21 protein-coding genes are annotated in these 21042 nt (G+C 69.6%); 8 read left to right on the forward strand and 13 right to left on the reverse strand.

Features of this window, described 5'->3' with window-relative positions:
• Window positions 1-3: 3 nt before the first annotated feature.
• From KPL78_RS18550 to KPL78_RS18575, 6 genes are all read right to left on the reverse strand, one after another.
• Window positions 4-645: a 3-oxoacid CoA-transferase subunit B gene (locus tag KPL78_RS18550; protein WP_219764464.1), complete on the reverse strand. Its 642-nt coding sequence runs from the start codon at window positions 643-645 to the stop codon at window positions 4-6.
• Window positions 646-669: 24 nt separating this feature from the next.
• Complete coding sequence (locus KPL78_RS18555) at window positions 670-1350, reverse strand: 3-oxoacid CoA-transferase subunit A (protein ID WP_219764465.1); 681 nt, start codon at window positions 1348-1350, stop codon at window positions 670-672.
• Window positions 1351-1365: 15 nt separating this feature from the next.
• Window positions 1366-2223, reverse strand: a complete 858-nt coding sequence (locus KPL78_RS18560; protein ID WP_219764466.1) for a MaoC family dehydratase — start codon at window positions 2221-2223, stop codon at window positions 1366-1368.
• Window positions 2220-4361 carry an acetate--CoA ligase family protein gene (locus KPL78_RS18565; RefSeq protein ID WP_219764467.1) on the reverse strand — a complete coding sequence of 714 codons (2142 nt, stop codon included), beginning with the start codon at window positions 4359-4361 and terminating at the stop codon, window positions 2220-2222. The genes KPL78_RS18560 and KPL78_RS18565 overlap by 4 nt, the downstream gene beginning before the upstream one ends.
• Before the next feature lie 122 nt (window positions 4362-4483).
• The gene (locus KPL78_RS18570; protein WP_219764468.1) at window positions 4484-4840 is read right to left on the reverse strand and encodes a hypothetical protein; all 357 of its coding nucleotides are present in this window, start codon (window positions 4838-4840) and stop codon (window positions 4484-4486) included.
• A gap of 30 nt (window positions 4841-4870) precedes the next feature.
• Window positions 4871-6238: a transglycosylase SLT domain-containing protein gene (locus KPL78_RS18575; RefSeq protein WP_219764469.1), complete on the reverse strand. Its 1368-nt coding sequence runs from the start codon at window positions 6236-6238 to the stop codon at window positions 4871-4873.
• Window positions 6239-6536: 298 nt separating this feature from the next.
• Here KPL78_RS18575 and KPL78_RS18580 point away from each other — a divergent pair, with 298 nt between their 5' ends.
• The 4 genes from KPL78_RS18580 (at window position 6537) to cls (ending at window position 10391) form a co-directional block, all read left to right on the forward strand.
• Window positions 6537-7082 carry an outer membrane lipoprotein gene (locus KPL78_RS18580; RefSeq protein ID WP_255569171.1) on the forward strand — a complete coding sequence of 182 codons (546 nt, stop codon included), beginning with the start codon at window positions 6537-6539 and terminating at the stop codon, window positions 7080-7082.
• A 189-nt stretch (window positions 7083-7271) separates the two neighbouring features.
• Window positions 7272-8105, forward strand: a complete 834-nt coding sequence (locus tag KPL78_RS18585; protein ID WP_219764470.1) for an ABC transporter permease — start codon at window positions 7272-7274, stop codon at window positions 8103-8105.
• Between the two features lie 5 nt (window positions 8106-8110).
• Window positions 8111-8842 carry an ABC transporter ATP-binding protein gene (locus KPL78_RS18590; RefSeq protein ID WP_219764471.1) on the forward strand — a complete coding sequence of 244 codons (732 nt, stop codon included), beginning with the start codon at window positions 8111-8113 and terminating at the stop codon, window positions 8840-8842.
• Between the two features lie 97 nt (window positions 8843-8939).
• On the forward strand, window positions 8940-10391 hold the full coding sequence (gene cls / locus KPL78_RS18595) for a cardiolipin synthase (RefSeq protein ID WP_219764472.1): 1452 nt from the start codon (window positions 8940-8942) through the stop codon (window positions 10389-10391).
• A gap of 178 nt (window positions 10392-10569) precedes the next feature.
• Here the strand turns inward: cls and KPL78_RS18600 are convergent, their stop codons facing one another.
• Window positions 10570-11427 carry a thioesterase family protein gene (locus tag KPL78_RS18600; protein ID WP_219764473.1) on the reverse strand — a complete coding sequence of 286 codons (858 nt, stop codon included), beginning with the start codon at window positions 11425-11427 and terminating at the stop codon, window positions 10570-10572.
• Between the two features lie 103 nt (window positions 11428-11530).
• On the opposite strand from KPL78_RS18600, the gene KPL78_RS18605 reads away from it, so the two are divergent.
• Both KPL78_RS18605 and KPL78_RS18610 read left to right on the forward strand, forming a co-directional pair.
• Complete coding sequence (locus KPL78_RS18605; RefSeq protein ID WP_219764474.1) at window positions 11531-11815, forward strand: hypothetical protein; 285 nt, start codon at window positions 11531-11533, stop codon at window positions 11813-11815.
• A gap of 255 nt (window positions 11816-12070) precedes the next feature.
• Window positions 12071-13045: a hypothetical protein gene (locus KPL78_RS18610; RefSeq protein WP_219764475.1), complete on the forward strand. Its 975-nt coding sequence runs from the start codon at window positions 12071-12073 to the stop codon at window positions 13043-13045.
• Window positions 13046-13316: 271 nt separating this feature from the next.
• Here the strand turns inward: KPL78_RS18610 and KPL78_RS18615 are convergent, their stop codons facing one another.
• The 3 genes from KPL78_RS18615 to KPL78_RS18625 are packed head-to-tail and all read right to left on the reverse strand — an operon-like array spanning window position 13317 to window position 15358.
• Entirely contained in the window at window positions 13317-13559 is a 243-nt protein-coding gene (locus KPL78_RS18615) for a hypothetical protein (RefSeq protein ID WP_219764476.1), read from the reverse strand.
• Window positions 13559-14380, reverse strand: a complete 822-nt coding sequence (gene kdsA, locus KPL78_RS18620; RefSeq protein ID WP_219764477.1) for a 3-deoxy-8-phosphooctulonate synthase — start codon at window positions 14378-14380, stop codon at window positions 13559-13561. Before kdsA ends, KPL78_RS18615 begins: the two co-directional genes overlap by 1 nt.
• Window positions 14381-14413: 33 nt before the next feature.
• Window positions 14414-15358 carry an AraC family transcriptional regulator gene (locus tag KPL78_RS18625; RefSeq protein ID WP_219764478.1) on the reverse strand — a complete coding sequence of 315 codons (945 nt, stop codon included), beginning with the start codon at window positions 15356-15358 and terminating at the stop codon, window positions 14414-14416.
• Window positions 15359-15447: 89 nt separating this feature from the next.
• On the opposite strand from KPL78_RS18625, the gene KPL78_RS18630 reads away from it, so the two are divergent.
• Complete coding sequence (locus KPL78_RS18630) at window positions 15448-16272, forward strand: SDR family oxidoreductase (RefSeq protein ID WP_219764479.1); 825 nt, start codon at window positions 15448-15450, stop codon at window positions 16270-16272.
• Between the two features lie 333 nt (window positions 16273-16605).
• On the opposite strand, the gene pyrG is transcribed toward KPL78_RS18630, so the two are convergent.
• The 3 genes from pyrG to tpiA form a co-directional block, all read right to left on the reverse strand.
• Complete coding sequence (gene pyrG, locus KPL78_RS18635) at window positions 16606-18240, reverse strand: CTP synthase (RefSeq protein WP_219764480.1); 1635 nt, start codon at window positions 18238-18240, stop codon at window positions 16606-16608.
• A gap of 90 nt (window positions 18241-18330) precedes the next feature.
• A complete protein-coding gene (secG, locus tag KPL78_RS18640; RefSeq protein ID WP_219764481.1) occupies window positions 18331-18654 on the reverse strand; it encodes a preprotein translocase subunit SecG in 324 nt (107 codons plus the stop codon).
• A 172-nt stretch (window positions 18655-18826) separates the two neighbouring features.
• Entirely contained in the window at window positions 18827-19546 is a 720-nt protein-coding gene (tpiA, locus tag KPL78_RS18645; RefSeq protein ID WP_219764584.1) for a triose-phosphate isomerase, read from the reverse strand.
• A 227-nt stretch (window positions 19547-19773) separates the two neighbouring features.
• Here tpiA and KPL78_RS18650 point away from each other — a divergent pair, with 227 nt between their 5' ends.
• Window positions 19774-20694, forward strand: coding sequence for a ketopantoate reductase family protein (locus KPL78_RS18650; protein ID WP_219764482.1), 921 nt, complete (start codon window positions 19774-19776; stop codon window positions 20692-20694).
• Window positions 20695-21042: the final 348 nt, after the last annotated feature.

Genomic DNA, 21042 nt, shown 5'->3' on the forward strand with positions numbered 1-21042 from the left:
AATTCACTGCGTGTGCAGCACCGCGCCGGAGGCCGCCTGCGCCTCCTCCAGCGTCACGCCGGGGGCGAGGTCCACCACCACGAAGCCCTTCTCCGGCGACACGTCGAAGACGCCGAGATTGGTGTAGACGCGCTTCACGGCACCCGGCGTCGTCAGCGGATAGCCACAGGTCTCCACCAGCTTCGGACGACCATCCTTCGTCGTGTGTTCCATGATGACCCACAGGCGCTTCGCACCTGCGCCGAGATCCATCGCGCCACCCACGGCCGGCGCGCTGTCATTCTCGCTCGTCGCCCAATTGGCGATGTCGCCGTTCTGCGCGACCTCGAAGGCCCCCAGCACGCACAGGTCGATATGCCCGCCGCGGATCATCGCGAAGCTGTCCGCATGATGGCAGTAGGACCCGCCCGGCCGCAGCGTCACCGGCTGCTTGCCCGCATTCACCAGCCACGGATCCACCTTGTCCGGCGCGGGTGCGGGGCCCATGCCGAGGATCCCGTTTTCCGAGTGGAAGATCACCTCGCGCTCGGTCGGCACGTAGTTGCCGACCATGGTCGGAATGCCGATGCCGAGATTGACGATCCAGCCTTCCGGAATGTCCTGGGCCAGGCGCGCGGCCATGCCCTTGCGGTCGAAGCCTGACATGTGTTCGCCCTCCTGTTCCGATGCCTATGCCCAGTCCGGCCCGCGATCCACCTGGATCACGCGATGCACGAAGATGCCCGGCGTGTGCACATTCTCCGGCACCAGTTCCCCCAATTCGCGCAGATGCGACACCTGCGCGATGGTCAGGTCGGCCGCCATCGCCATCACCGGATTGAAGTTCCGCCCCGAGGCCCGATAGGTCAGGTTGCCCCAGCGATCGCCTTCCCAGCCCTCGACCAGCGCGACATCGCCCTTCAGCGCGTGTTCCATCACATAGCGGCGGCCGTTGAACTCGCGTTCCTCCTTGCCGTTCGCCAGGATCGTGCCGACCGAGGTCGCGGTGAAGAAGGCCGGCACGCCCGCGCCCGCGGCGCGCATGCGCTCGGCCATCGTGCCCTGCGGCACGATCTCCAGCTCGATCTTCCCCGCGCGGTACAGTTCCTCGAACACCACGGACCCGGCGGAACGCGGGAAGGAGCAGATGATCTTCCGCACCCGCCCGAGTTCCATCAGCTTCGCCAGCCCCACGCGCCCATTGCCGGCATTGTTGGCGACGCAGACCAGGTCCTTCGCCCCCTGCTCGATCAGCGCCTCGATGAGCTGGTCCGGCTGGCCCACGGCGCCGAAGCCGCCGATCAGCACGGTCGACCCGTCCTTGATGCCTGCCATGGCATCCGCCATGGACTGAACGATCTTGTTGATCACGTCTCTCTCTCGTCCTTACGGGTGCCGGAACAGCCCGTTGCTCACCACCACCTTGTCGCGCTCCACCACCCGGGCGCGGAAGGCGGCCCCGCCTTCCTCGTCCCAGATCTCCGTGCGGATCGTCTCCCCCGGAAAGACCGGCGAGGAGAAGCGCAGATCCATCCGCCCGAAGCGCGCGGGATCATAGTCGCACAGCGCCTTCATCAGCGCATGGCACACCACGCCGAAGGTGCAGAGCCCATGCAGGATCGGCTGCTTGAAGCCGGCCTTGGCCGCGACGTCCGGGTCGATATGCAGCGGGTTGTGGTCGCCATTGAGGCGATAGACTATCGCCTGCTCGGGCCGCGTGACCAGATCGACCGATCGGTCGGGCGCGCGCTCCGGTTCCGCATGCGGCTTCTTCACCGGCCCCGACGGCCCGCCGAAGCCGCCATCGCCACGCGCGAAGGTCGTCCCTTCCAGCGTCGCCAGCTTCTCGCCGGTCTTCGCATCGACCACGACGCGCTCGTTGTAGAGCAGCGCGCCCTTGCCCGGTCCGCGATCGACGATCGCGCTGATGCGCGACTTCCCGATGATCTCGCCTTCTGCCGGCAGGGGCTTGTGCAGGATCAGCGACTGCTCGCCATGCAGCACCTGCGTCCAGTCTACCCCGGTATCCGGGTTGCGCAGCCAGAAACCCGGATAGCCCAGCACGTTCGCCATGGACGGCATCGCCTTCAGCCCCGGCTCATAGACGAAGCCGAGCTGCTTCCGGTCCATCGGATCCTGCCCCAGGCCGATGGAGAAATTGTACAGCGCCGTATCCTGCCAGCGGATGGTCTGCCGGATCTCCGGGATCGGGTAGTTCAGCAGATGCTCGTAATTGATGGTCACGCGTGGGTTTCCTCGACCTCGATCACCGCATCGGCGGCGAAGGCGCCCTGCCCTTCCGGCAGCACCAGCAGCGGGTTCACATCGACCGACAGCAGGCGGTCCCCTGCCCCGGCCGCGAAGCGCGACAGCGCGGCGAGCGCCCCCGCCAAGGCCTTCACATCCGCCTTGGGCCGCCCGCGCGCGCCGTCGAGCAGCGGGAAGCCTTTCAGCGAGCGGATCATCACCTCGGCATCCGTCACGCTGAAGGGGCAGCGGCGGAAGGCGACGTCCTTCAGGATCTCGATGAAGACGCCGCCGAGGCCCACCATCGCCACCGGCCCGAAGACCGGATCACGCGCGACGCCGAGCGCCATCTCGACCGCACCCTTGATCTGCTTCGCGATCAGCACGCCCTCGATGCGCGCGCCCGGCGCGCGTTCCGCCGCGCGGGACAGCAGCGTCGCATGCGCTTCCCGCACCGCATCGGCCGAGGCGAGATCGAGGATCACGCCGCCGATCTCGCTCTTGTGCAGGATGTCCGGCGACAGGATCTTGGCCACCACCGGGAAGCCGAAGGATTCCGCCGCGGCCACGGCTTCCTCCACGCTCGCGCAGGCCTTCTCCGGCACCGCCGGCACGCCGGCTGCGGCGAGGATGCGCTTGCCTTCGGCCTCGGTCGGCGTCGTCGCCGGCAGCGTGACGCGCGGCACGACGAATTCCCCGGCCGCCGGCGTCGCGAAAGCCGCGCCGAAGCGCCCCATCGCCTGGATGGCATTCACGGCCCGCGTCGGGTCCTCGAAGACGATGTAGCCGTCCTCCTCATACCCCTTCACCTTGTCGGGCGAGGCGATGACCGACAGCACCCAGAGCCGGTCGGCGAATTTCTCCCGAGCCTGCTTCAGGTACGGCCGCAGCTTCGGTGCCATGGTGGTGGACCCGCCCGTCTGGGTCAGGAAGACCAGCATGGACTGGTAGCCGCCCGCCTCGGCCGTGACTTCGAGGAAATGCTCGAAGGTCTCGGTCTGGTTGACTGCCTGGGCGGTGCAGTCCACCGGGTTGCGCGGCGCGGCGAAGGAGATCAGGCCCTTCAGATGCGCCTGGGCCTCCTCCGGCATCGGCGGCATCGGGATGCCTGCGGCCTCGGCGGCGTCCGAGATCAGCACCCCCGCCCCACCGCTCACCGTGATGACGCCGAGGGTGTTCTTCGCCGGATAGATGCGCCGCGACGCGGCATAGGCGATGTCGAGCATCTGCTCGGTCGTCGTCGCGCGTACCACGCCGAACTCGGACAGCACGGCCTCGGTGACCGCATCGTCACCGGCGATGGACGCCGTATGCGACTTCGCCGCATGGCCGCCGAGCTCCGACCGCCCGACCTTCATCATCACCACCGGCTTGCGGTTGCGCCGCGCCAGGTCGAGTGCGGCGATGAAGCGCGCACTCTCGCGAATTCCCTCGGCATAGGCGCAGATCACCTCGACCTCCGGCGCCTGCGCCATCCAGCCGATCACTTCGCCGAGCGAGACGTCGCTCTCATTGCCCGTGGTCACACAGACCGGTGTCCCGAGCCCGCGCGCCCGCGACGTGGCGAACAGATGCGTGCCATAGGCGCCCGACTGGGACGCGATGCCGATATTCCCCGGCAGCGGCCAGCCCTGCTCGAAGCTGGTCGAGAACATCGGGTAGAAGCCGACCGCCGCGTTGAACAGCCCGAGGCAGTTCGGCCCCAGGATGCGCATGCCGTGCTGCCGCGCCGCGGCGACCAGCCGGTCCTGCATCGCGGCTCCGGCCTCGTCCACCTCGGCGAATCCGGCGGTGAAGACGATGGCGGCGGGGCAGCCCTTCGCGCCGAGATCGGCCACCGCCTGTACGGCGGACTCGCCCGGCACGGCGACGATCGCGACGTCCGGCACCTGGTTCAGCGCAGCGACCGAGGCGAAGGCGGGCAGCCCTTGAACGACCGGTCGGTTGGGATTCACGGGAAGGATCGTCCCGGCGAAACCCTGATTCTGCATATAGGCGATCGGCCGCCCGCCGATCCGCGTCGGGTCGTCCGAAGCGCCGATGATGGCGACGGATGACGGGCGGATCATGGCGTCGAGAGCGGCGAAACCCGATGGGGACGACGATGTTCGCGGGTAACCGCCTTCGGCGGGCATGGGCATTTCCTCTCCGGTTCAGAAGCCGGAGGGTGACGCCCCGGCCCGCAGGCGGCAAGGGGGGCACCATCATGTCAGGGTCGACGACGCTCGGCGGCGCGGCAAGCCGCGCCGGATGCCGGTCAGGGGTGCGTGTCGGCCTGGTCCTGGTCGCCTTCCGCGGCGACCGGCTCCTCGCCGGGCACGGTACGGAGACAGCGCGCATCAGTCGCAAGGACCCACTCGCCCGAGACGCCGTCCTCATCCTGGCCTTCGGCGCTCATGACCATGCGCAACGGCGCCAGGGCCACCGCCGCGTCGCTGTCAGCTTCGATGTGCATGTCGAGAGCGCCGATGGCGCCGAACATTCGCCGGGCGATGCGAGATGCGGCCGTCGCATCCGTCAGCATGAGCGCGGATCGATAACAGATCGAACCGCCGTGGCTCAGCGCTTCGTGATGGAGGGGTCGTTTGAAGCGGCCTGCACCGGCCCTGGACATGCGCCGGATGGCGCATGTCCAAGCAGCCTCTCAGGCGCCCGGCGCCACGATCGTGCAGTCGCCGCGGCCGCGCAGCCGGGCACAGGCCTGCTCCGCGCCGCTCCGGCTCAGGCCGGTCACGCGGGCGCGGTACAGGGTGGCGCTGCCGGAACGGACCGGCGTCACGCTCGGCCGTGAGCCCAAGGTGGCGGTGACGTCGCGCGCCTGGTTCGCCTTGGTGCGGGCCAAGCTCTCGGAGGAGAAGGCCCCGACCTGCACCGCCCAGCCATTGCCGCCACCGGCGGAGGAGGATGGCGGCGTCGGCAGGACCTGGGTGCGGGCCGGCGCCGAGACCGGCGTCGCCTGCTGCACCGGCGGTGTCGGCAACGGTGCCGGCAGCGTGCCGGCATGGGCCGTGCCGACTATGCCGAAGCCCCGGAATGGCGAAGCCGAGGGCGCGCGCCGTTCGGCCGGCGCGGCGAGCGCCGTCGCCATCACAGCCGGCGTCGCCTGCGGCATCGGTCCTTCGTCGGACTGCTGCATGGCGCGTTCGGCCTCGGACTGGCGGGCTGCCTCGGCCAGCGCCGCACGGGCGCTCGCCGTCAGGGTCGGGTTTTCGGCGCCCGTCATGTAGGTAGACGCGCCGGAAGCGGGCGGCGGTGGCAGTGCCATCGGCGCGAGCGAAGCCACCTGCACCGCCGGGGCGGCGGGCGGCGGGGGCGGCGCAGCCGCCACCTGCACCGGCGCCATGGCGTCCCGCTGCTCACGCAGGGCGATCGCCGTGCCGGCGCTCATCGGGCGCGGCCCCGCGGCGATGCGCGTGCCGATATCCGCCGCCGCATAGACCTCGGCCGGCGCGCGGCGATTCGGGTGGTAGGCCACGATGCGCGGCCCGATGCGGGCGACGTAGTTGCGCGTCTCGTTCGGCAGGCCGCGACCGCCCCAAAGGTAGTCCTCGAGACGCCGGGGACCGGCATTGTAGGCGGCGAGGAAGGCCGGGCTGCCGTAGAGCTCGTACATCTCCCGCAGATAGGCCGCGCCGGCCTGGATGCTGTCATAGGGATGATACGGGTCGGAGCCGAGATTGTAGCGTGCCTGCAGCTCCCGATAGGTCCCGGGCATCACCTGCATCAGCCCCATCGCGCCGACCGGAGAGGTCGCATTGGCGCGACCGCCGCTCTCCTGGCGCATAACCTCACGGATCCACTGCTCCGGCACGTCGAAGCGACGGGAGGCATCGCGAATCCACGGCCCCCAAGGGTCGCCCGGCGGACCGGGCGGGGAGGTGCTGTCGGGACGGTTGTAATAGGGACCGTTATTGGCCGCGGTGCGGCCACCCGTCTGCGCGCAGGCTGCCAGCATCGACAGCGCCGCGGCGACCAGAACGGCTCTCCCGCCGTCCCTCAAGCGTCCGGTCATTCCCCCTGGTCTCCATGACCCCGCTGAAATCGCCGCCCGTAACGCCGAGATGCCGGAATTCCCCCTCCGGCCCCTCCGGGCAGCCCCCCAAGCGGGCGTGAGTGCAATATCCTGAAACCTTGCGTAGGCCAGTGCCGGGCATCGGGTCAAGCATTGCGGACGCATCGCAGCATGTGGTGTGTCCTGGCCTGACGCCCGTGCCACGGGTGGAAGGAACCCATCTTACTGTGGCCGAAGCATGGCGAATCGCCGGATAATCCCGTGTAGAGCCGCCCGCAACCGCCTGGAGAGTTAGACGATGTTCGATCTGCGCCGCCTCGCCCCCCTGTGCATCGTGGTCGCCCTCGGCGGCGGACTCGCCGCCTGCGCCCCGGCCGACAATTCCACGGTGAGCCGCGGCGCGCTGGGCTCATCGGGCTATGTCTCGGCCGGGACCATCGTCGGCATGCGTCCCGTCCAGGTGCAGGGCACCCGCAGCGGCGTGGGTGCGGCCGGCGGCGCGGTGGCGGGCGGGCTGATCGGCAGCACCATCGGCGGCGACTGGCGGGCGCGTACCGTGGGCGGCGTGATCGGCGCGCTGGCCGGCGGCCTGGCGGGCGGCGCCATCGAGGAAGGCGTGACGCGCGGCAACGCCATGGAATTCATCATCCGCGACGATGACGGGCAGATGCGCTCGGTCATCCAGACCAATGAGCTGAACCTCGCCGTCGGCGAACGCGTGATCATGACGCAGACCGACCGGGTGCGCCTGTCTCGCGCCGGTGGGGCTGCGCCGGTCAACTACGGGGGAGCCTATCGCGGCGGCTACGGCGGCGGCCCGGTCGACGCCATGGGCGGGAAGTAGGCGCCCCTTCGGAACAGAGCGTCTTGCGGCGCATCTTCGCGCCCGGCGCCGACGCCGACCCGATCCGCCCGCCCGTCCGGCACGCTGTCGCCGGATAGCCGGGCCGGGCGCGGGTCGGCGCTGCGAATTCCGGACAGGCTCCGCGCGGCGCCCTTCCGGCCCGGGCGCGGCCGGTGTAAGCCCGCGCCCATGTCCAGCACGACCACCCCCGTCCACGCCTTCGATGCCGCCGATCCGCGGCGGCGCGAGATCGCGCTCGAGGATCTCTCGGGCGGCCTGGCGCGCTGGCGGCTCGCCTGGGCCCTGGCGCGCAGCGACATCACGCACCGCTATCGCGGCTCGATCCTCGGCCCGCTGTGGCTGACGCTGTCGACCGGCGTGATGCTGGGCGCGCTCGGCTTTCTCTATGCGAAGCTGTTCCGCATCGACATGACCGACTACCTGCCGTGGCTGACGGTCAGCCTGATCCTGTGGAACACGTTGAATCAGACGGTCACCGACGCCACCACCTGCCTGACGGGGGCCGAGGGCGTCATCCGGCAGATGCCCCTGCCCTATACCGTCCATGCCCTGCGCGTGGTCATGCGCAACGCCATCGTCGCGGCCCACAACCTGCCGCTGATCGCAGTCATCTTCTTCATCTTCGGCGTGGCGCCGCACTGGACCGTCGTGCTCGCCATTCCCGGATTCGTGCTGATGGCGATCGGCGGTTTCGCCGCCTCGATCTTCCTCGGCATGATTTGCGCCCGATTCCGCGACATCCCGCCCATCGTGGGATCGCTGATGCAGGTCGCCTTCTTCGTCTCGGCGGTGATCTGGAAGCCGGACATGCTCGGCTGGTGGGAACCCTATTTGCCCATCAATCCGGTCTTCGCGGTGATGGAAGCGATCCGCGCGCCCATCATGGGCACCACGGGGGGCGTCGTCGTCTGGTTCGCGGCGATCGTCTGGACGGCGCTGCTGGTCTGGATCTCCTGGGTCTTCTTCGTCCGCTTCCGCGGCCGCATCGCCTTCTGGGTCTGATCGCCATGGCCAGCATCGACGCCACGGGCCTCGCCATCGAGTTCCCGCTCTATCACCACAACGCGCGCTCGTTGAAGCAGCGTATCCTCGCCTCCTCGGGGCTGCGGCTGAAGAAGGACGAGGACAACCGCATCGTCGTCGCGGCGCTGCGCGACCTGACCTTCACCATCGGCCGGGGCGAGCGCGTCGCCCTGGTCGGCCCCAACGGCGCGGGCAAGACCACCCTGCTGCGCACCATCGCCGGCGTCTATGAACCCGTCGCCGGCCGGCTGCGGGTGGAAGGCGAGATCGGGTCCCTGATCGACCCCGCGGCGGGCATGGACCAGCTTCTGACCGGGCGTGAGAACGTCGTGCTGCGCGCCCTGTTCCGCGGCATGTCGGAAGCCGAAGGCCGCGCCCTGGCCGAGGAGGTGGCAGGCTTCGCCGGCCTCGGCGATTTCCTCGACGTGCCGATCCGCGGCTATTCCGCTGGTATGAACGTCCGGCTCGCCTTTGCCATGGCGACCGCGATGACCCCGGATATCCTGCTGATGGACGAGTGGTTCCTCGCCGGCGATGCGGACTTCATGCGCAAGGCCGAGGAGCGCCTGACCCAGCTTGTCACCGGCGCCGAGATCCTGATGATCGCCACGCACGACATGCATGTCGTGCGGAAATGGTGCACCCGCGCGATCCGGCTGGAAGGCGGGCGCATCACCGCGGATGGCACGGTGGACGAGGTGATCGGGCCGGCATAGCCGGGAGAGCGGGACGGAGAGCGGCCATCCGCTCTATCCTGCCCCCCGGCGGCGGCTGGGATGGACGACGCCATCGATCCAGGACAACCCGACCGCGATGCTGCCCTCGACCGAATTCCTGCTGGCCGCCGCCTTCGCGGTGCTTCATGTCCTGGTGATCCTTCGCGCGCTGCTGGTGGATGGCCGGGATCCGATGTCGCGCGCGGCCTGGGTGCTCGCCCTGCTGCTGCTGCCGGGCATCGGCGTCGGCGTTTATCTGCTGGTGGGCGAACCCTGGCTGGCGCGTCGGCTGCGTGCCCGGTCGGTCGCCGTCTTCGACCTGCTCGCCCGCGAGGCCCGCGCCGCCAGCCTGCCCGCCGCCGCGCCGCGCGAGGCCATCCCGGAACGCTTCCGCCCCGCCTTCCGCCTGTGCGAGGCACTGGCCCGCGGGCCGACGGTCGATGGCAACACGGCCTGCCTGGCCCCCGATTCCAATGCGGCCATCGCCGCCATGGTCGCGGCGATCGACGCGGCGACCGACACGGTCCATCTGTCCTTCTACATCTGGCTCGCTGACACCAACGGGCTGCGCGTGGTCGAGGCGCTGTGCCGTGCCGCTCGGCGCGGCGTCACCTGCCGGGTCATCGCGGACGGGATCGGGTCACGCCCGCTGGTGCGCTCCGGCCATTGGCGCGCCATGGCGGAAGCGGGGGTGCGGATGCAGAGCGCCCTGCCCATCGCGCGCGGCCCGCTGGTCTTCCTCGGCAACCGGGTCGATCTGCGCAATCACCGCAAGATCGTCGTCATCGACAACCGCCTGACCTTCTGCGGCAGCCAGAACTGCGCCGATCCCGAATTCCGCGTGAAAGCGAAGTACGCCCCCTGGGTGGACATCATGCTGTCCTTCGAGGGGCCGGTCGTGGTGCAGAACCAGCTCCTCTTCGCCGCCGACTGGATGGCCGAAACCGGCGAGGACCTGACGGCGCTTCTCGCCGCGCCGGCCACAGCGTCCCAGCCGACCGGCTTCCCCGCCATCGCCTTCGGCACCGGCCCCAATTCACCCAAGGGCGCGATGTCCGACGTCTTCGTCGCCCTGCTCGGCGGCGCGGAGCGGGAGGTGGTGATCTCCACCCCCTATTTCGTGCCGGATGCGCCGCTGCTGGCAGCACTGGTCGCCTGTGCCCGGCGCGGTGTGGAGACCAGACTGATCCTGCCCGCCCGCAACGATTCCTGGGCCGTCAGCGCCATCAGCAAGGCGTATTACCCGGAGCTCCTTGCTGCCGGGGTCCGGGTCTTCGAATTCCACGGCGGGCTGCTGCACGCCAAGACGCTGGTACCGGACCGCGCGGTGGCCCTGGTCGGGTCGGCGAACATGGACCGCCGCAGCATCGACCTGAATTTCGAGAACAACATCCTGCTGTGCTCGGAACAGGTCGCGCGCGAGATCCGCGAGCGCCAGGACACCTATCTGCGCAGTGCGACGGAAGTGCTGCCCGAGACGCTGCGACGACGGACCATCCCCCGGCGGTTGTGGGAAAATACGCTGACGATGTTCAGCCCGGTGCTGTGATGGCGTGAGGGGGGTTCCGCCCCGCGCGCACGACGAGACGGGCAATGTCGGCCGGGGAAGACCTTCGCCCCTCCCCGAGCCCCACCCCACCAAAGGCCGCAGGGCCTTTGGTGGGAAGAGGTCCGGAGAGGGTCAACGCCCCTCTTCGGGTTCCACGGGCCAGGATCAGGACCCGGCCCTACAGCCCCAGGTCCGGCACCAACAAGGCCTCCAGCGCCGCGCGCCGATCCGGCGGCAGCGCGATCGCCTTGCGCGCGACGAGGTCGAGCGCCACACCCACCGCCTCCGCTGCCGCAACCGGAGCGCCCGTCTCCCCATCATGCAGCAGATGCGTCCAGGTGGCGGTCTTGCTTCCCAGCGCGCGGAGCCCGCTGGTCACCGTGACGAGTTGCCCCGCCCGCAGCGGCCGCAGATGGAGCAGCCGGTATTCCAGGGCCGCGCCCCCGATGCCCTCCTCCTTCACGCCGAGTCCCTTGCCGCCGTTGCGCAGATTCGGCACGCCGTCCCAGACGCGGGCGATGACGCCTTCCGGGCGCATCACGCCCCGGGCGTCGCAGTCCTGCGGGCGGACGACACCGCGATGGGCCTCGGCGAGCCCCATGGCGAGGGCGGCCGTCCGGTCGGGCACGGGTCGCGGCGTATCGAAGGAAAGGCCGCGCGGCGCCGCGTGGTCCGGCAGTGTGACCGCCAGCCCATCGAGGCTGTGCGGCCGGCCTTCCGGCTCGATGTCGGAGACGAGCGTCGCTGCCGGCTCGCCTGTCGCGCTGTTGCGTATCTCAACCAGGGTCCGCAGGACCTTCCCGCGCTGCTCCAGCACGCCGCCGAGGATGGTGAAGGGCGTGCCCGGGGGCATCTCCCGCAGGAACCGGATGTGCTGGTCGTGCAGCCGAAAGCCGCCGGCGGAGGGCGGCAGCCCCGCCTCGAACAGCAGCCATTGCAGCGCATCGCATGCCCTCGCGACGTAGTGGCGCACATTCATGTGCCCCATCACGTCGCATTCCTCCTGCTGCACGCTGCCCCGGCCGATCACGATCACGCGCATCTCCCCCTCGCTGCCCCGTGCAGAACAGCGCGGCGCAGCGCGACCGGCAAGCGGCGGCGCTTGACCCGGCACCCCGGGATTTGCCACCGTTCACCCCGTGGGGATCCTGGTCAGTGTCCGCGCCGGCGATGACGATACGCTCTGGGCCGTCGTGGCGACGGTCGGGCGAAAGAGCCGCGTCGCCGAGGTTTTCCGGTCCCGCGCCCAGGCCCTCGATGACCGCGCCTGGCGGGACCAGCAGGTGAAGGCCTATGCGGATTGGCTGGTGCGGGCGAAGCAACCCGTGCCGCATTACTCCGTCACACCGATCCGCCGTTCCGAGCTGCCGCGGAAATGGACACCACTTCCAGCACTGGGATTCCTGCGCGGCCAGATGATCTGACCCAAGGCCATCGGTCTGCGCGCTGGCGCACGGCGCGGAACGACCCGGATATGCAACCCATTGGTGGCGTTCGGCGTATGTCCGCCAACGCGTGCGTTAGGCCGGGCGGATGGACGTCCAGAGCCAGCTTGGCCGCGCGATTGAAGGGTGTATCGTCCCCCGCCTTGCCTGCCTCCGGAGGAGAGACTCTTGCCCGTTCAGCGCCCCGGCCGCCGGTCTTTCAGGTCCACCCTCTGTGTCGCCATGGCCTCGGCCATGCTGCTCAACGGCTGCGTCGCGGCCCAGATCGCGGCGCAGCAGACACCGACAGGGCCACGGCTCGGAAGCGATGACGGCACCGATGCCTGCCGATCCCAGGCGGAGCAGTTCGACAGCACCGCCGCCTATTTCGCCGCCCCCATCGTCGCCGGTGCCGTCGTGATCGGGGCCGGCGGTATCCTGGGCACGCGTCCCGGCGTCATCGGGGCTCTCGTCTGGGCGGCAAGTTCCGCCGCCGCGGCCGCTGCCGCCACCTCCTACCTCGAGCAGCGGCAGCGGGACACCAACAACGACCCCAACGCGCTGGCCGCCGCCATGGCGACCGACCTCGACCAGGAAAACGCCCATATCGCGCAGTCCCAGCAGACGTTGGACGCCGTGACCGATTGCCGCCTGCGCGAGGCCCAGCGCGTCCAGGCCGCCGCCCAGGCCGGCGAGATCCAGCGCCGCGAGGCGGAGCAGCGCCTTGCCGCCCTGCGCCAGCAGGCGGAGCGCGACCTCACCATCAGCCAGGGGGTGCAGCAGCGCATCCAGGCCCGCGCGGCAGAGATGGACCCGGGCTTCGACACCGTGGCCCCGGGGGCGCGCGCCGCACCGCCGCCGCGCCCGCAGCCGGTCGTCACGCGCCCCCGCCAGGCCGTGGCCCTGCAGGCGGCGCCGCTGCCCTCCGCCCCGCCGGTGGCGACCCCGGTGGCGGCGAGCCAGCCGGTGCAGGTCGTGCCCACCCGCAACCCCGACTTCGTCGCGGTGGAAACGCCGAGCGGCCAGCGCCTGGGCTATGCCCGGGCCGCGACCTTCTCGATCCCGCCGTCCCAGACGCGCGCCGTCTCGGTGCCTGCGGTGGCCGGCGCCGCGGACGCCGCCCGGCTTCGCACGCTGGTGGGCACCAACATCGCCCGGCGCGAAGGCTTCTCCGAATCGGTGGCCGACCTGCAGCGCGCGGTCAGCTCGGGCTTCGAACTCGGGACCTGATATCGCGGCGACGGGTGGCCCGTTGGAGAGGGGCTCTGCCCCTCTCCAAACCTCACTCCGCCAAAGGCCGAAAGGCCTTTGGAAACCAATACTTGGCGCCGTGCGGTACGGGCGCCCCATTCCCCCCTCAGCGCGCTTCGTGCGCAAAGGCGGGTTCCGGCATTCATGCCGACGAAGGCGCCCGGCGCCAGGTTGAGGTTTCCAAAGGCCTTTCGGCCTTTGGTGGGGTGGGTCCGGGAGGGGCAAAGCCCCTCTCGGCTCCATACCCGCCTTAGCCGCCATCGCCAGGCCGGCGCCCGGCCCAGAACAGCCATGCGATCCAGCCGATCGGCCCGACCACCACGGCATGCGCACCGATCACCACCAGCACCGTCTCCCAGTGCCAACCGGAATTGCGCATGGCGGCAAAACCGGCCGGCACCGAGAACCACAGCACCGCGGCCAGCATGATGAAGATCAGCGCCGCCGGCACCGGCCGGCGCGGAACCGGCGGCAGGCCGGGCGGCCGCGCCATCAGACCGCCTTGGCCAGGGCGTCGAAGGCCTTGAGCCGCGCGATCAGCGCCGGCATCTCCCGCAGCGGGATCATGTTCGGCCCGTCCGACGGCGCATGGTCCGGGTCCTCATGCGTCTCGATGAAGACCGCCGCGACGCCGACCGCGACCGCCGCCCGCGCCAGCACCGGGGCGAATTCGCGCTGGCCGCCCGATGACGTGCCCTGCCCGCCCGGCTGCTGTACCGCATGCGTCGCATCCATCACGACCGGGTATCCGGTCTGCGCCATGATCGGCAGGGACCGCATGTCGGCGATCAGAGTGTTGTAGCCGAAGGAGGCACCGCGCTCGCAGAGCAGGATGTTCTCATTGCCCGTGGAGGCGATCTTCGCCGCGACATTCTTCATGTCCCACGGCGCGAGGAACTGCCCCTTCTTCACGTTGATCGCCCGGCCGGTCTCACCAGCCGCCAGCAACAGATCGGTCTGGCGGCACAGGAAGGCCGGGATCTGCAGGATATCGACGGCCTCGGCGGCCGGCGCGCATTGCTCGGCGGTGTGCACGTCGGTCAGCGTGGGCAGGCCGGTGACCTCGCGGACCTCGGCAAGGATGGCGAGGCCTTCCTTCAGCCCGATGCCGCGCTGCGTGCTGACGGAGGTGCGGTTCGCCTTGTCGAAGGAGGATTTGTAGACCAGCGGCACGCCGGCGGCGGCCGACATCTCCTTCAGCGCGGCCGCCGTTTCCAGCGCATGGGCGCGGCTTTCGATCTGGCAGGGGCCGGACAGGAAGACCAGCGGCAGGTCGTTGCCGATGGTGACGGGGCCGACAGTGACGTGGTGCATGGGGCTCTTCGGTGCTGCGAGGTTGGGCAGGATTTAGGGCGTCGGCGCCGCAAAGGCCACTGGCGGGCCGCCATGCCCGCGCCGGGCGGCGCGCGCGAAGCCTCCCGGCGCGCAGCCGACCCGGCGGCGGAAGGCGGTGCTGAAGGCGCTGGCCGATTCGTAACCGACCTCCGCCGCCAGGCGATCGAGCGACACGCCGCCGCGATGCAGCGCATCCTTCGCTAGCGCCATGCGCCACCGCGCCAGGTATTCCATCGGCGCGCAGCCCACCCTTTGCGTGAAGCGCACCGCGAAGGCGGATCGCGACAGGCCGGCGATGCGCGCCAGTTCACCCACGGTCCAGCCGGCGCCGACATCGGCATGGAGGGCCCGCAGCACCCGGGCCAGGGGCGGATCGCGCAGACCGGCCAGCAGGCCCGCCTGCCATCCCGCCTCTCCGATCGTCTCCCGGCGCAGGGCCTCGACCAGCATCACCTCGAGGAGGCGGGTGAGGATGGTGCCTCCGCCGGGCCGATCGTCAGCGCATTCCTCCATGATCAGCCCGACGATGCGGGCGAGGCGCGTCGTGTCGCTCTCGGCGGCGCGGATGTGGACCATGCCCGGCAGCAGCGCGAGCAGCACAGGCGCGTTGACGCGCTCGATCCCGAATGTGCCGCCCAGCATGCGGAAATCCGGCTCGCCCTCGGCGTCACCATGCCGCATGGCGGTATCCGAAGGGGCGGTCGGCACGCAGGCGATGCCCGGGCGGCTCACCATCTCGAAAGCGGGCGTCGAGGGGAACAGCACGAAATCGCCACGGACGAGCCGGAGCGGAGCATGGCCGTCAGGGGCAAGCCAGCAGCCGCCGTCGAGGACGAGCGCGAATCCCGGCATGTCATGGGCCGCGTAGCGCACCCCCCAGTCGCCACGGCCGGTGATCGGCTTGGAAACCGCCGTATGCGGGCGCAGCAGGTCGATGACGGTGGCGAGTGGGTCCATTCTGGACGATCCATAACAAATCCAGGTTGGCTCATTATAGACCATCCAGTCCTGTCTGGATATCACCGGGGCACCCACAGGAGGCCCCCATGACCAAGACCGTTCTGATCACCGGCACCTCGTCCGGCTATGGCAAGGCGATGGCCGAGCTCTTTCTCGAACGCGGCTGGAACGTCCTCGCCACCATGCGCCGCCCCGATCCCGAGGCCTTCCCACCCAGCGAGCGGCTCAGGACCCTGCCGCTCGACATCACCGAGGCGCAGAGCATCGACGCGGCCATCGCCGAAGGCGTCGCGCAGTTCGGCTCCATCGACGTGCTGGTGAACAATGCCGGCATCGGGCTCGCCTCCGCCTTCGAGGTGACGCCGGATGCCGTGATCCGCGACCTCTTCGAGACCAACACCTTCGGCGTCTTCGCCACCTGCCGCGCCATCATTCCCCAGATGCGCCGACAGGGGCACGGCATCATCGTCAATGTGACATCGAGCGTCACCATCGGCCCGATGCCGCTCGTCGCCGCCTATGCCGCGAGCAAGTCGGCGGTCGAGGGATTCACGGAATCCCTTTCCTACGAACTGCATCCCTTCGGAATCACGGCACGCCTGGTCGAGCCCGGCTATGCGCCGACCACGCGCTTCACCGCGAATGGTGCGCCCCGCATGCAGGGCCTGATCCCGGAGGCATACGGCGCCTTCGCCCAGGCCTATTTCGCGAAGATGGCCGCCTACCCCACACCCTTCTGTACCGAGGCCGAGGTCGCGCAGGCCACGCTGTCCGCGGCGACCGAGGATGGCCGGCGGCTGCGCTACCCCGCCGGCGCCGACACGCAGATGCTCGCCGCCCTGCGTTGGTCGAGTTCGGAGACGGAATACCTCGCGCGGATGCGGGCGATGTTCGATCCGGCGAGTGCGTGAGGCGCAGTTCCACAGGCGCGAGAACGGGGCCGTGACGGGAATGGAGAGGGGCTCTGCCCCTCTCCAAACCTCTCCCCGCCAAAGGCCACAGGGCCTTTGGAAACCGTCACCTGGCGCCGGGCGCTGCTGCGAGGAAAGATGCCGGAACCACCTCTGCGCACGGCACGCGTTTGGCGGGGTTCCTCACGTCAGTCGTGCCCAGCGCCAAAATCCGACAGTCCAGGCCATGCCATGGCCTGGCGGGGTGAGGTTTGGAGAGGGACGGCGCCCCTCTCCATTCCCCCGCCGCACCCTCATTTTGCGCTTATGGGGCAGAGCCCCTCCCCGTTTGCGTCACACCAGCCGCGCCTGCTTCACCGCCGCGCCGATGAAGGCCGAGAACAGCGGATGCGGGTCGAAGGGCTTCGACTTCAGTTCCGGGTGGTACTGCACGCCGATGAACCAGGGATGGTCCGGGTATTCCACGATCTCCGGCAGCACCCCGTCGGGTGACAGGCCCGAGAAGCGCAGCCCCGCCTCTTCCAGCCGCTGCCTGTAGGCGATGTTCACCTCGTAACGGTGGCGGTGGCGTTCCTGGATCTCAGCCGCGCCGTGATAGACCTCGCGCACCAGCGAGCCTTCGACGAGCTTGGCCGGATAGGCACCGAGGCGCATCGTCCCGCCCAGGTCGCCGCTGGAATTGCGCCGTTCGAGCTCATTGCCGCGCAGCCATTCGGTCAGCAGGCCGACGACCGGCTCATTGCACGGGCCGAATTCGGTGGACGACGCGCCCTTGATGTCGAGCAGGTTCCGCGCCGCCTCGATCACCGCCATCTGCATGCCGAAGCAGATGCCGAAGAAGGGCACCTTGCGTTCGCGCGCGAAGCGGACCGCCTCGATCTTGCCTTCGGACCCGCGTTCGCCGAAGCCGCCGGGAACGAGGATGCCATTCACGCCTTCGAGCCGCTTCACCGCCTCGGCGTCGTCCTCGAAGATCTGGCTGTCCACCCAGTCCAGATTGACCTTCACATTGTGCGCGATGCCGCCATGGACGAGCGCCTCGGCGAGCGACTTATAGGCGTCGAGCAGGTTGGTGTACTTGCCCACCACCGCGATGGTGACCTCGCCTTCCGGCTGCTTCACCGCGTGGACGATGTCCTTCCAGCGCTGCATGCCGGGCTCGCCATAGGCCGACAGGCCGAAATGGCGCAGCACTTCCTCGTCGAGGCCTTCCTCGTGATACTTGATCGGGACTTCGTAGATGGTGCTGGCATCCAGCGCCGGGATCACGCTTTCGGGCCGGACATTGCAGAACAGCGCGATCTTGCGGCGCTCATTCTCCGGGATCGACCGGTCGCAGCGGCACAGCAGGATCTGCGGCTGGATGCCCAGGCCGAGCAGTTCCTTCACCGAATGCTGCGTCGGCTTGGTCTTCAGCTCGCCGGCCGAGGGGATGTAGGGCACCAGCGTCAGATGCATGAACAGGCTGCGCTGCGGCCCGAGTTCATTGGCGAGCTGACGGATCGCTTCCAGGAAGGGCAGCGATTCGATGTCGCCGACCGTCCCGCCGATCTCGACCAGCACGAAGTCATACGGGTCCGTCTCGGCCTGGATGACTTCTTTGATCTTGTCGGTGATGTGCGGGATGACCTGGACGGTGCCGCCCAGGTAATCGCCCCGGCGCTCGGCCGCGATCACGTCCAGATAGAGCCGCCCCGTCGTCCAGTTGTCCGCCTTGCGGGCGGCAACGCCGGTGAAGCGCTCATAGTGGCCGAGATCGAGGTCGGTCTCGGCACCGTCATCGGTGACGTAGACCTCGCCATGCTGATACGGGGACATCGTCCCCGGATCGACGTTGAGATAGGGGTCCAGCTTCCGCAGCCGGACCTTGTAGCCGCGTGCCTGAAGCAACGCGCCGAGGGAGGCGGAAGCGATGCCCTTGCCAAGGGAGGAGACCACGCCGCCGGTGATGAATACGAACCGCGCCATGGGCGGCCTCCATAACAAGTCGCACGCGCGGCCGCTACCCACGCCGATGGCGGGGCAGCCACGCGCCCGGAAGTGGTTGAAAGGACGGCTTTAGTTGTTCGGCACGGCCGGCAGAGCCGGAACCGCCGGGGCGGCAGGCGCGGCCGCGGGTGCCGGCGAATCGAGAATCGACCGGCTCTGCTGCCCGGCGCCACGCGTCATCAGCGCCAGCGCGAGGGCGATGACGAAGAAGGCCGTGCCCAGAATGGCCGTCATCCGCGTCAGCAGATTCGCCGTGCCGCGCCCGCCCATGAAGGCACCCATGCCCTGGGACGAACCGATGCCAAGCCCGCCGCCCTCGCTGCGCTGAAGCAGCACCAGGCCGATCAGGCCAAGGGCGACGAAAAGATGCAGGACGAGGAGGACGGTGGTCATGGCGGCGGCTTCTAGCGTAACGGGAACAGGACGGGAATGCCTGAATCGGGAGGGCCGCTACCCCCCCTATGACCGCGCCATGGGCCCCGGGGCCCTTGCCATGCAATGTCGCCGGGGACCCAACCGGCCCAAGCCCCCCCGGCATCCATAGTGTGGCGCCGGAGGCGACGGGTCAGCCTGCCGCCCTGGCGATCGCCAGGAAGTCGTCGGGGACCAGGCTCGCACCGCCCACCAGCGCACCGTCCACATTCGGCAGGCCCAGGATGGCGGCCGCATTCCCGGGCTTCACGGACCCGCCATAGAGCAGCCGGGTCGCCGGCCCCACTGCCGCCCGCAGCGCGGCATGGATGGCGGCGATGTCGGCCTCGGTCGGCGTCTTCCCCGTGCCGATGGCCCAGACGGGTTCGTAGGCGACGACGCCACCCGCCGCAGCGAAGCCGTCGGGCAGGCTGCCGGCGATCTGGGCGCGGACCACCGCTTCCGCCTCGCCGGCCTCGCGCTGGGCCAGCGTCTCCCCGACACAGACGATCGGGATCAGGTCATGGGCGATGGCGGTGACCGCCTTGGCCTTCACCACGGCATCGGTTTCGTCATGGTCGGCACGGCGTTCCGAATGGCCGAGAATGACATAGGTCGCGCCGCAATCGCGCAGCATCGGGGCCGCGACATCCCCGGTATGGGCGCCCTTCACCACCAGGTGGCAATCCTGCCCGCCCACCGCGACCGGCTGGCCGAGCATCGCCGCGGCAACGCCATGGATGTAAGGAAAGGGCGGGCAGACCAGCAGTTCCGCCTTCAGCCCGTCGGCTCCCGCCCGCACGCCTTCGGCCAGCGTCGCGGCCTCGCGCAGGGTGCCATGCATCTTCCAGTTCCCGGCGATGAGCGGGCGCAGTCCAGGCGTCACGGTGGGCTCCCTCAGAAAGATGACGGTTGGGTTAGCCGGGGGGATGGGGCCTGTCCATGGGGCATGCCGGATGGATCGGCGCCCTCCGGGCGGTTCGGCCGCTTTCCGGCGGGCCATCCGGGAACCGCGCCTGCGGGCCACTTGCGGAACGGACCACACGCTCCATCCTGACTGGGAACCAGCTGGCCCGTCGCCGGACTGACAGGAGTGGTTTGATGCGCATTCTCGTTGTGGGCGCCGGGGCGACCGGCGGTTATTTCGGCGGCCGGCTGGCCCAGGCGGGCCGCGATGTCACCTTCCTGGTGCGCGCCGGCCGGGCCGATCGGCTGCGCGGGAGCGGGCTGACCCTGCTCAGCCCGCATGGCGACGTGACGCTGCAGCCGAAGCTCGTCACGGCGGAGACGATCGGCGGCGCCTACGATGCCGTCATCGTCGCGGTGAAGGCTTTCGGCCTCGATCAGGCGTTGCAGGACATGGCGCCGGCGGTCGGTCCCGAGACGATGGTGATGCCCCTGCTCAACGGCATGCGCCACGTCGACAGGATCCGGGCGCGCTTCGGCAACGCCCTGATCGGCGGCGTCTGCAAGGTCGCAACAACGGTCGACGCCGAAGGCCGCATCAAGCAGTTGGCGCCGTTCCAGGAGCTGGCCTATGGCGAGTTCGACGGCAGCCCGTCCCAGCGGACCGCGGCGCTGGACGCCGCCATGCAGGGCGCGGGCTTCACGGCGCGGCTCACGCCGACTGTCGAACGCGAGATGTGGGAGAAGTGGACGCTGCTCGCGACCATGGGCGGCATCTGCTGTCTGATGCGCGGCTCGATCGGCGAGATCGAGGCGGCCCCGGGCGGTCGGGACTTCGTGCTGCGCCTTCTGGATGAGGTCGTGCGCGTGATCACGACGGACGGGGTCGCGCCCAGCCCGGCCTTCCTGCAGACGATCACCAAGCAGCTCACCCAGCCCGGGTCGCCGATGGCCTCCTCGATGTATCGCGATCTCGTCGCCGGCTTGCCGGTGGAAGCGGACCAGATCCTGGGCGACCTGGTCGCACGGGCGCAGCGCCATGGCCTCGACACACCGCTCGCCGCGGCAGCCTATGCGAATCTGTGCATCTATGCGGGCCGCCTGCCGCGCAGGTAAGGGGCCGCAGCTAACCAGCCCGGTGGAGATGCGGCGCAGGGCGCCGACCTGATGGATCCGCCGCGATGGACATCGGAGGGGCGCCGCCCCTCCGAACCACCCCGCCAGGGGATTGGATCCCCTGGACCGCAATCTTTTGCCCCCGGGCACGCCATACACGTTGCGCCCGCCAAGCCCATTTCGTGCACGGAAGCGGGGCTCGACGCCCTTTCTGCCGCCGGCGCCCGGCGCCCGGTATTGGTTTGCAAAGGCCTTTCGGCCTTTGCTGGGGTGGCTTGGAGGGGCAAAGCCCCTTCGATTCTACACCGGAGGCCGATCCCGGGGCCTCTCCACGATCGCCACCCACCC

The sequence above is a fragment of the Roseomonas alba genome (assembly GCF_019430885.1).
Classification (GTDB): domain Bacteria; phylum Pseudomonadota; class Alphaproteobacteria; order Acetobacterales; family Acetobacteraceae; genus Neoroseomonas; species Neoroseomonas alba.

What these genes read in the sequence shown, in the direction of transcription:
- KPL78_RS18550 (WP_219764464.1), bottom strand. Translation starts at nt 645, where the DNA reads ATGTCAGGCTTCGACCGCAAGGGCATGGCCGCGCGCCTGGCCCAGGAC.
- KPL78_RS18565 (WP_219764467.1), bottom strand. Translation starts at nt 4,361, where the DNA reads ATGCCCGCCGAAGGCGGTTACCCGCGAACATCGTCGTCCCCATCGGGT.
- KPL78_RS18570 (WP_219764468.1), bottom strand. Translation starts at nt 4,840, where the DNA reads ATGTCCAGGGCCGGTGCAGGCCGCTTCAAACGACCCCTCCATCACGAA.
- KPL78_RS18575 (WP_219764469.1), bottom strand. Translation starts at nt 6,238, where the DNA reads ATGACCGGACGCTTGAGGGACGGCGGGAGAGCCGTTCTGGTCGCCGCG.
- KPL78_RS18580 (WP_255569171.1), top strand. Translation starts at nt 6,537, where the DNA reads ATGTTCGATCTGCGCCGCCTCGCCCCCCTGTGCATCGTGGTCGCCCTC.
- KPL78_RS18585 (WP_219764470.1), top strand. Translation starts at nt 7,272, where the DNA reads ATGTCCAGCACGACCACCCCCGTCCACGCCTTCGATGCCGCCGATCCG.
- KPL78_RS18590 (WP_219764471.1), top strand. Translation starts at nt 8,111, where the DNA reads ATGGCCAGCATCGACGCCACGGGCCTCGCCATCGAGTTCCCGCTCTAT.
- cls (WP_219764472.1), top strand. Translation starts at nt 8,940, where the DNA reads ATGCTGCCCTCGACCGAATTCCTGCTGGCCGCCGCCTTCGCGGTGCTT.
- KPL78_RS18610 (WP_219764475.1), top strand. Translation starts at nt 12,071, where the DNA reads ATGCTGCTCAACGGCTGCGTCGCGGCCCAGATCGCGGCGCAGCAGACA.
- KPL78_RS18615 (WP_219764476.1), bottom strand. Translation starts at nt 13,559, where the DNA reads ATGGCGCGGCCGCCCGGCCTGCCGCCGGTTCCGCGCCGGCCGGTGCCG.
- kdsA (WP_219764477.1), bottom strand. Translation starts at nt 14,380, where the DNA reads ATGCACCACGTCACTGTCGGCCCCGTCACCATCGGCAACGACCTGCCG.
- KPL78_RS18625 (WP_219764478.1), bottom strand. Translation starts at nt 15,358, where the DNA reads ATGGACCCACTCGCCACCGTCATCGACCTGCTGCGCCCGCATACGGCG.
- KPL78_RS18630 (WP_219764479.1), top strand. Translation starts at nt 15,448, where the DNA reads ATGACCAAGACCGTTCTGATCACCGGCACCTCGTCCGGCTATGGCAAG.
- pyrG (WP_219764480.1), bottom strand. Translation starts at nt 18,240, where the DNA reads ATGGCGCGGTTCGTATTCATCACCGGCGGCGTGGTCTCCTCCCTTGGC.
- secG (WP_219764481.1), bottom strand. Translation starts at nt 18,654, where the DNA reads ATGACCACCGTCCTCCTCGTCCTGCATCTTTTCGTCGCCCTTGGCCTG.
- KPL78_RS18650 (WP_219764482.1), top strand. Translation starts at nt 19,774, where the DNA reads ATGCGCATTCTCGTTGTGGGCGCCGGGGCGACCGGCGGTTATTTCGGC.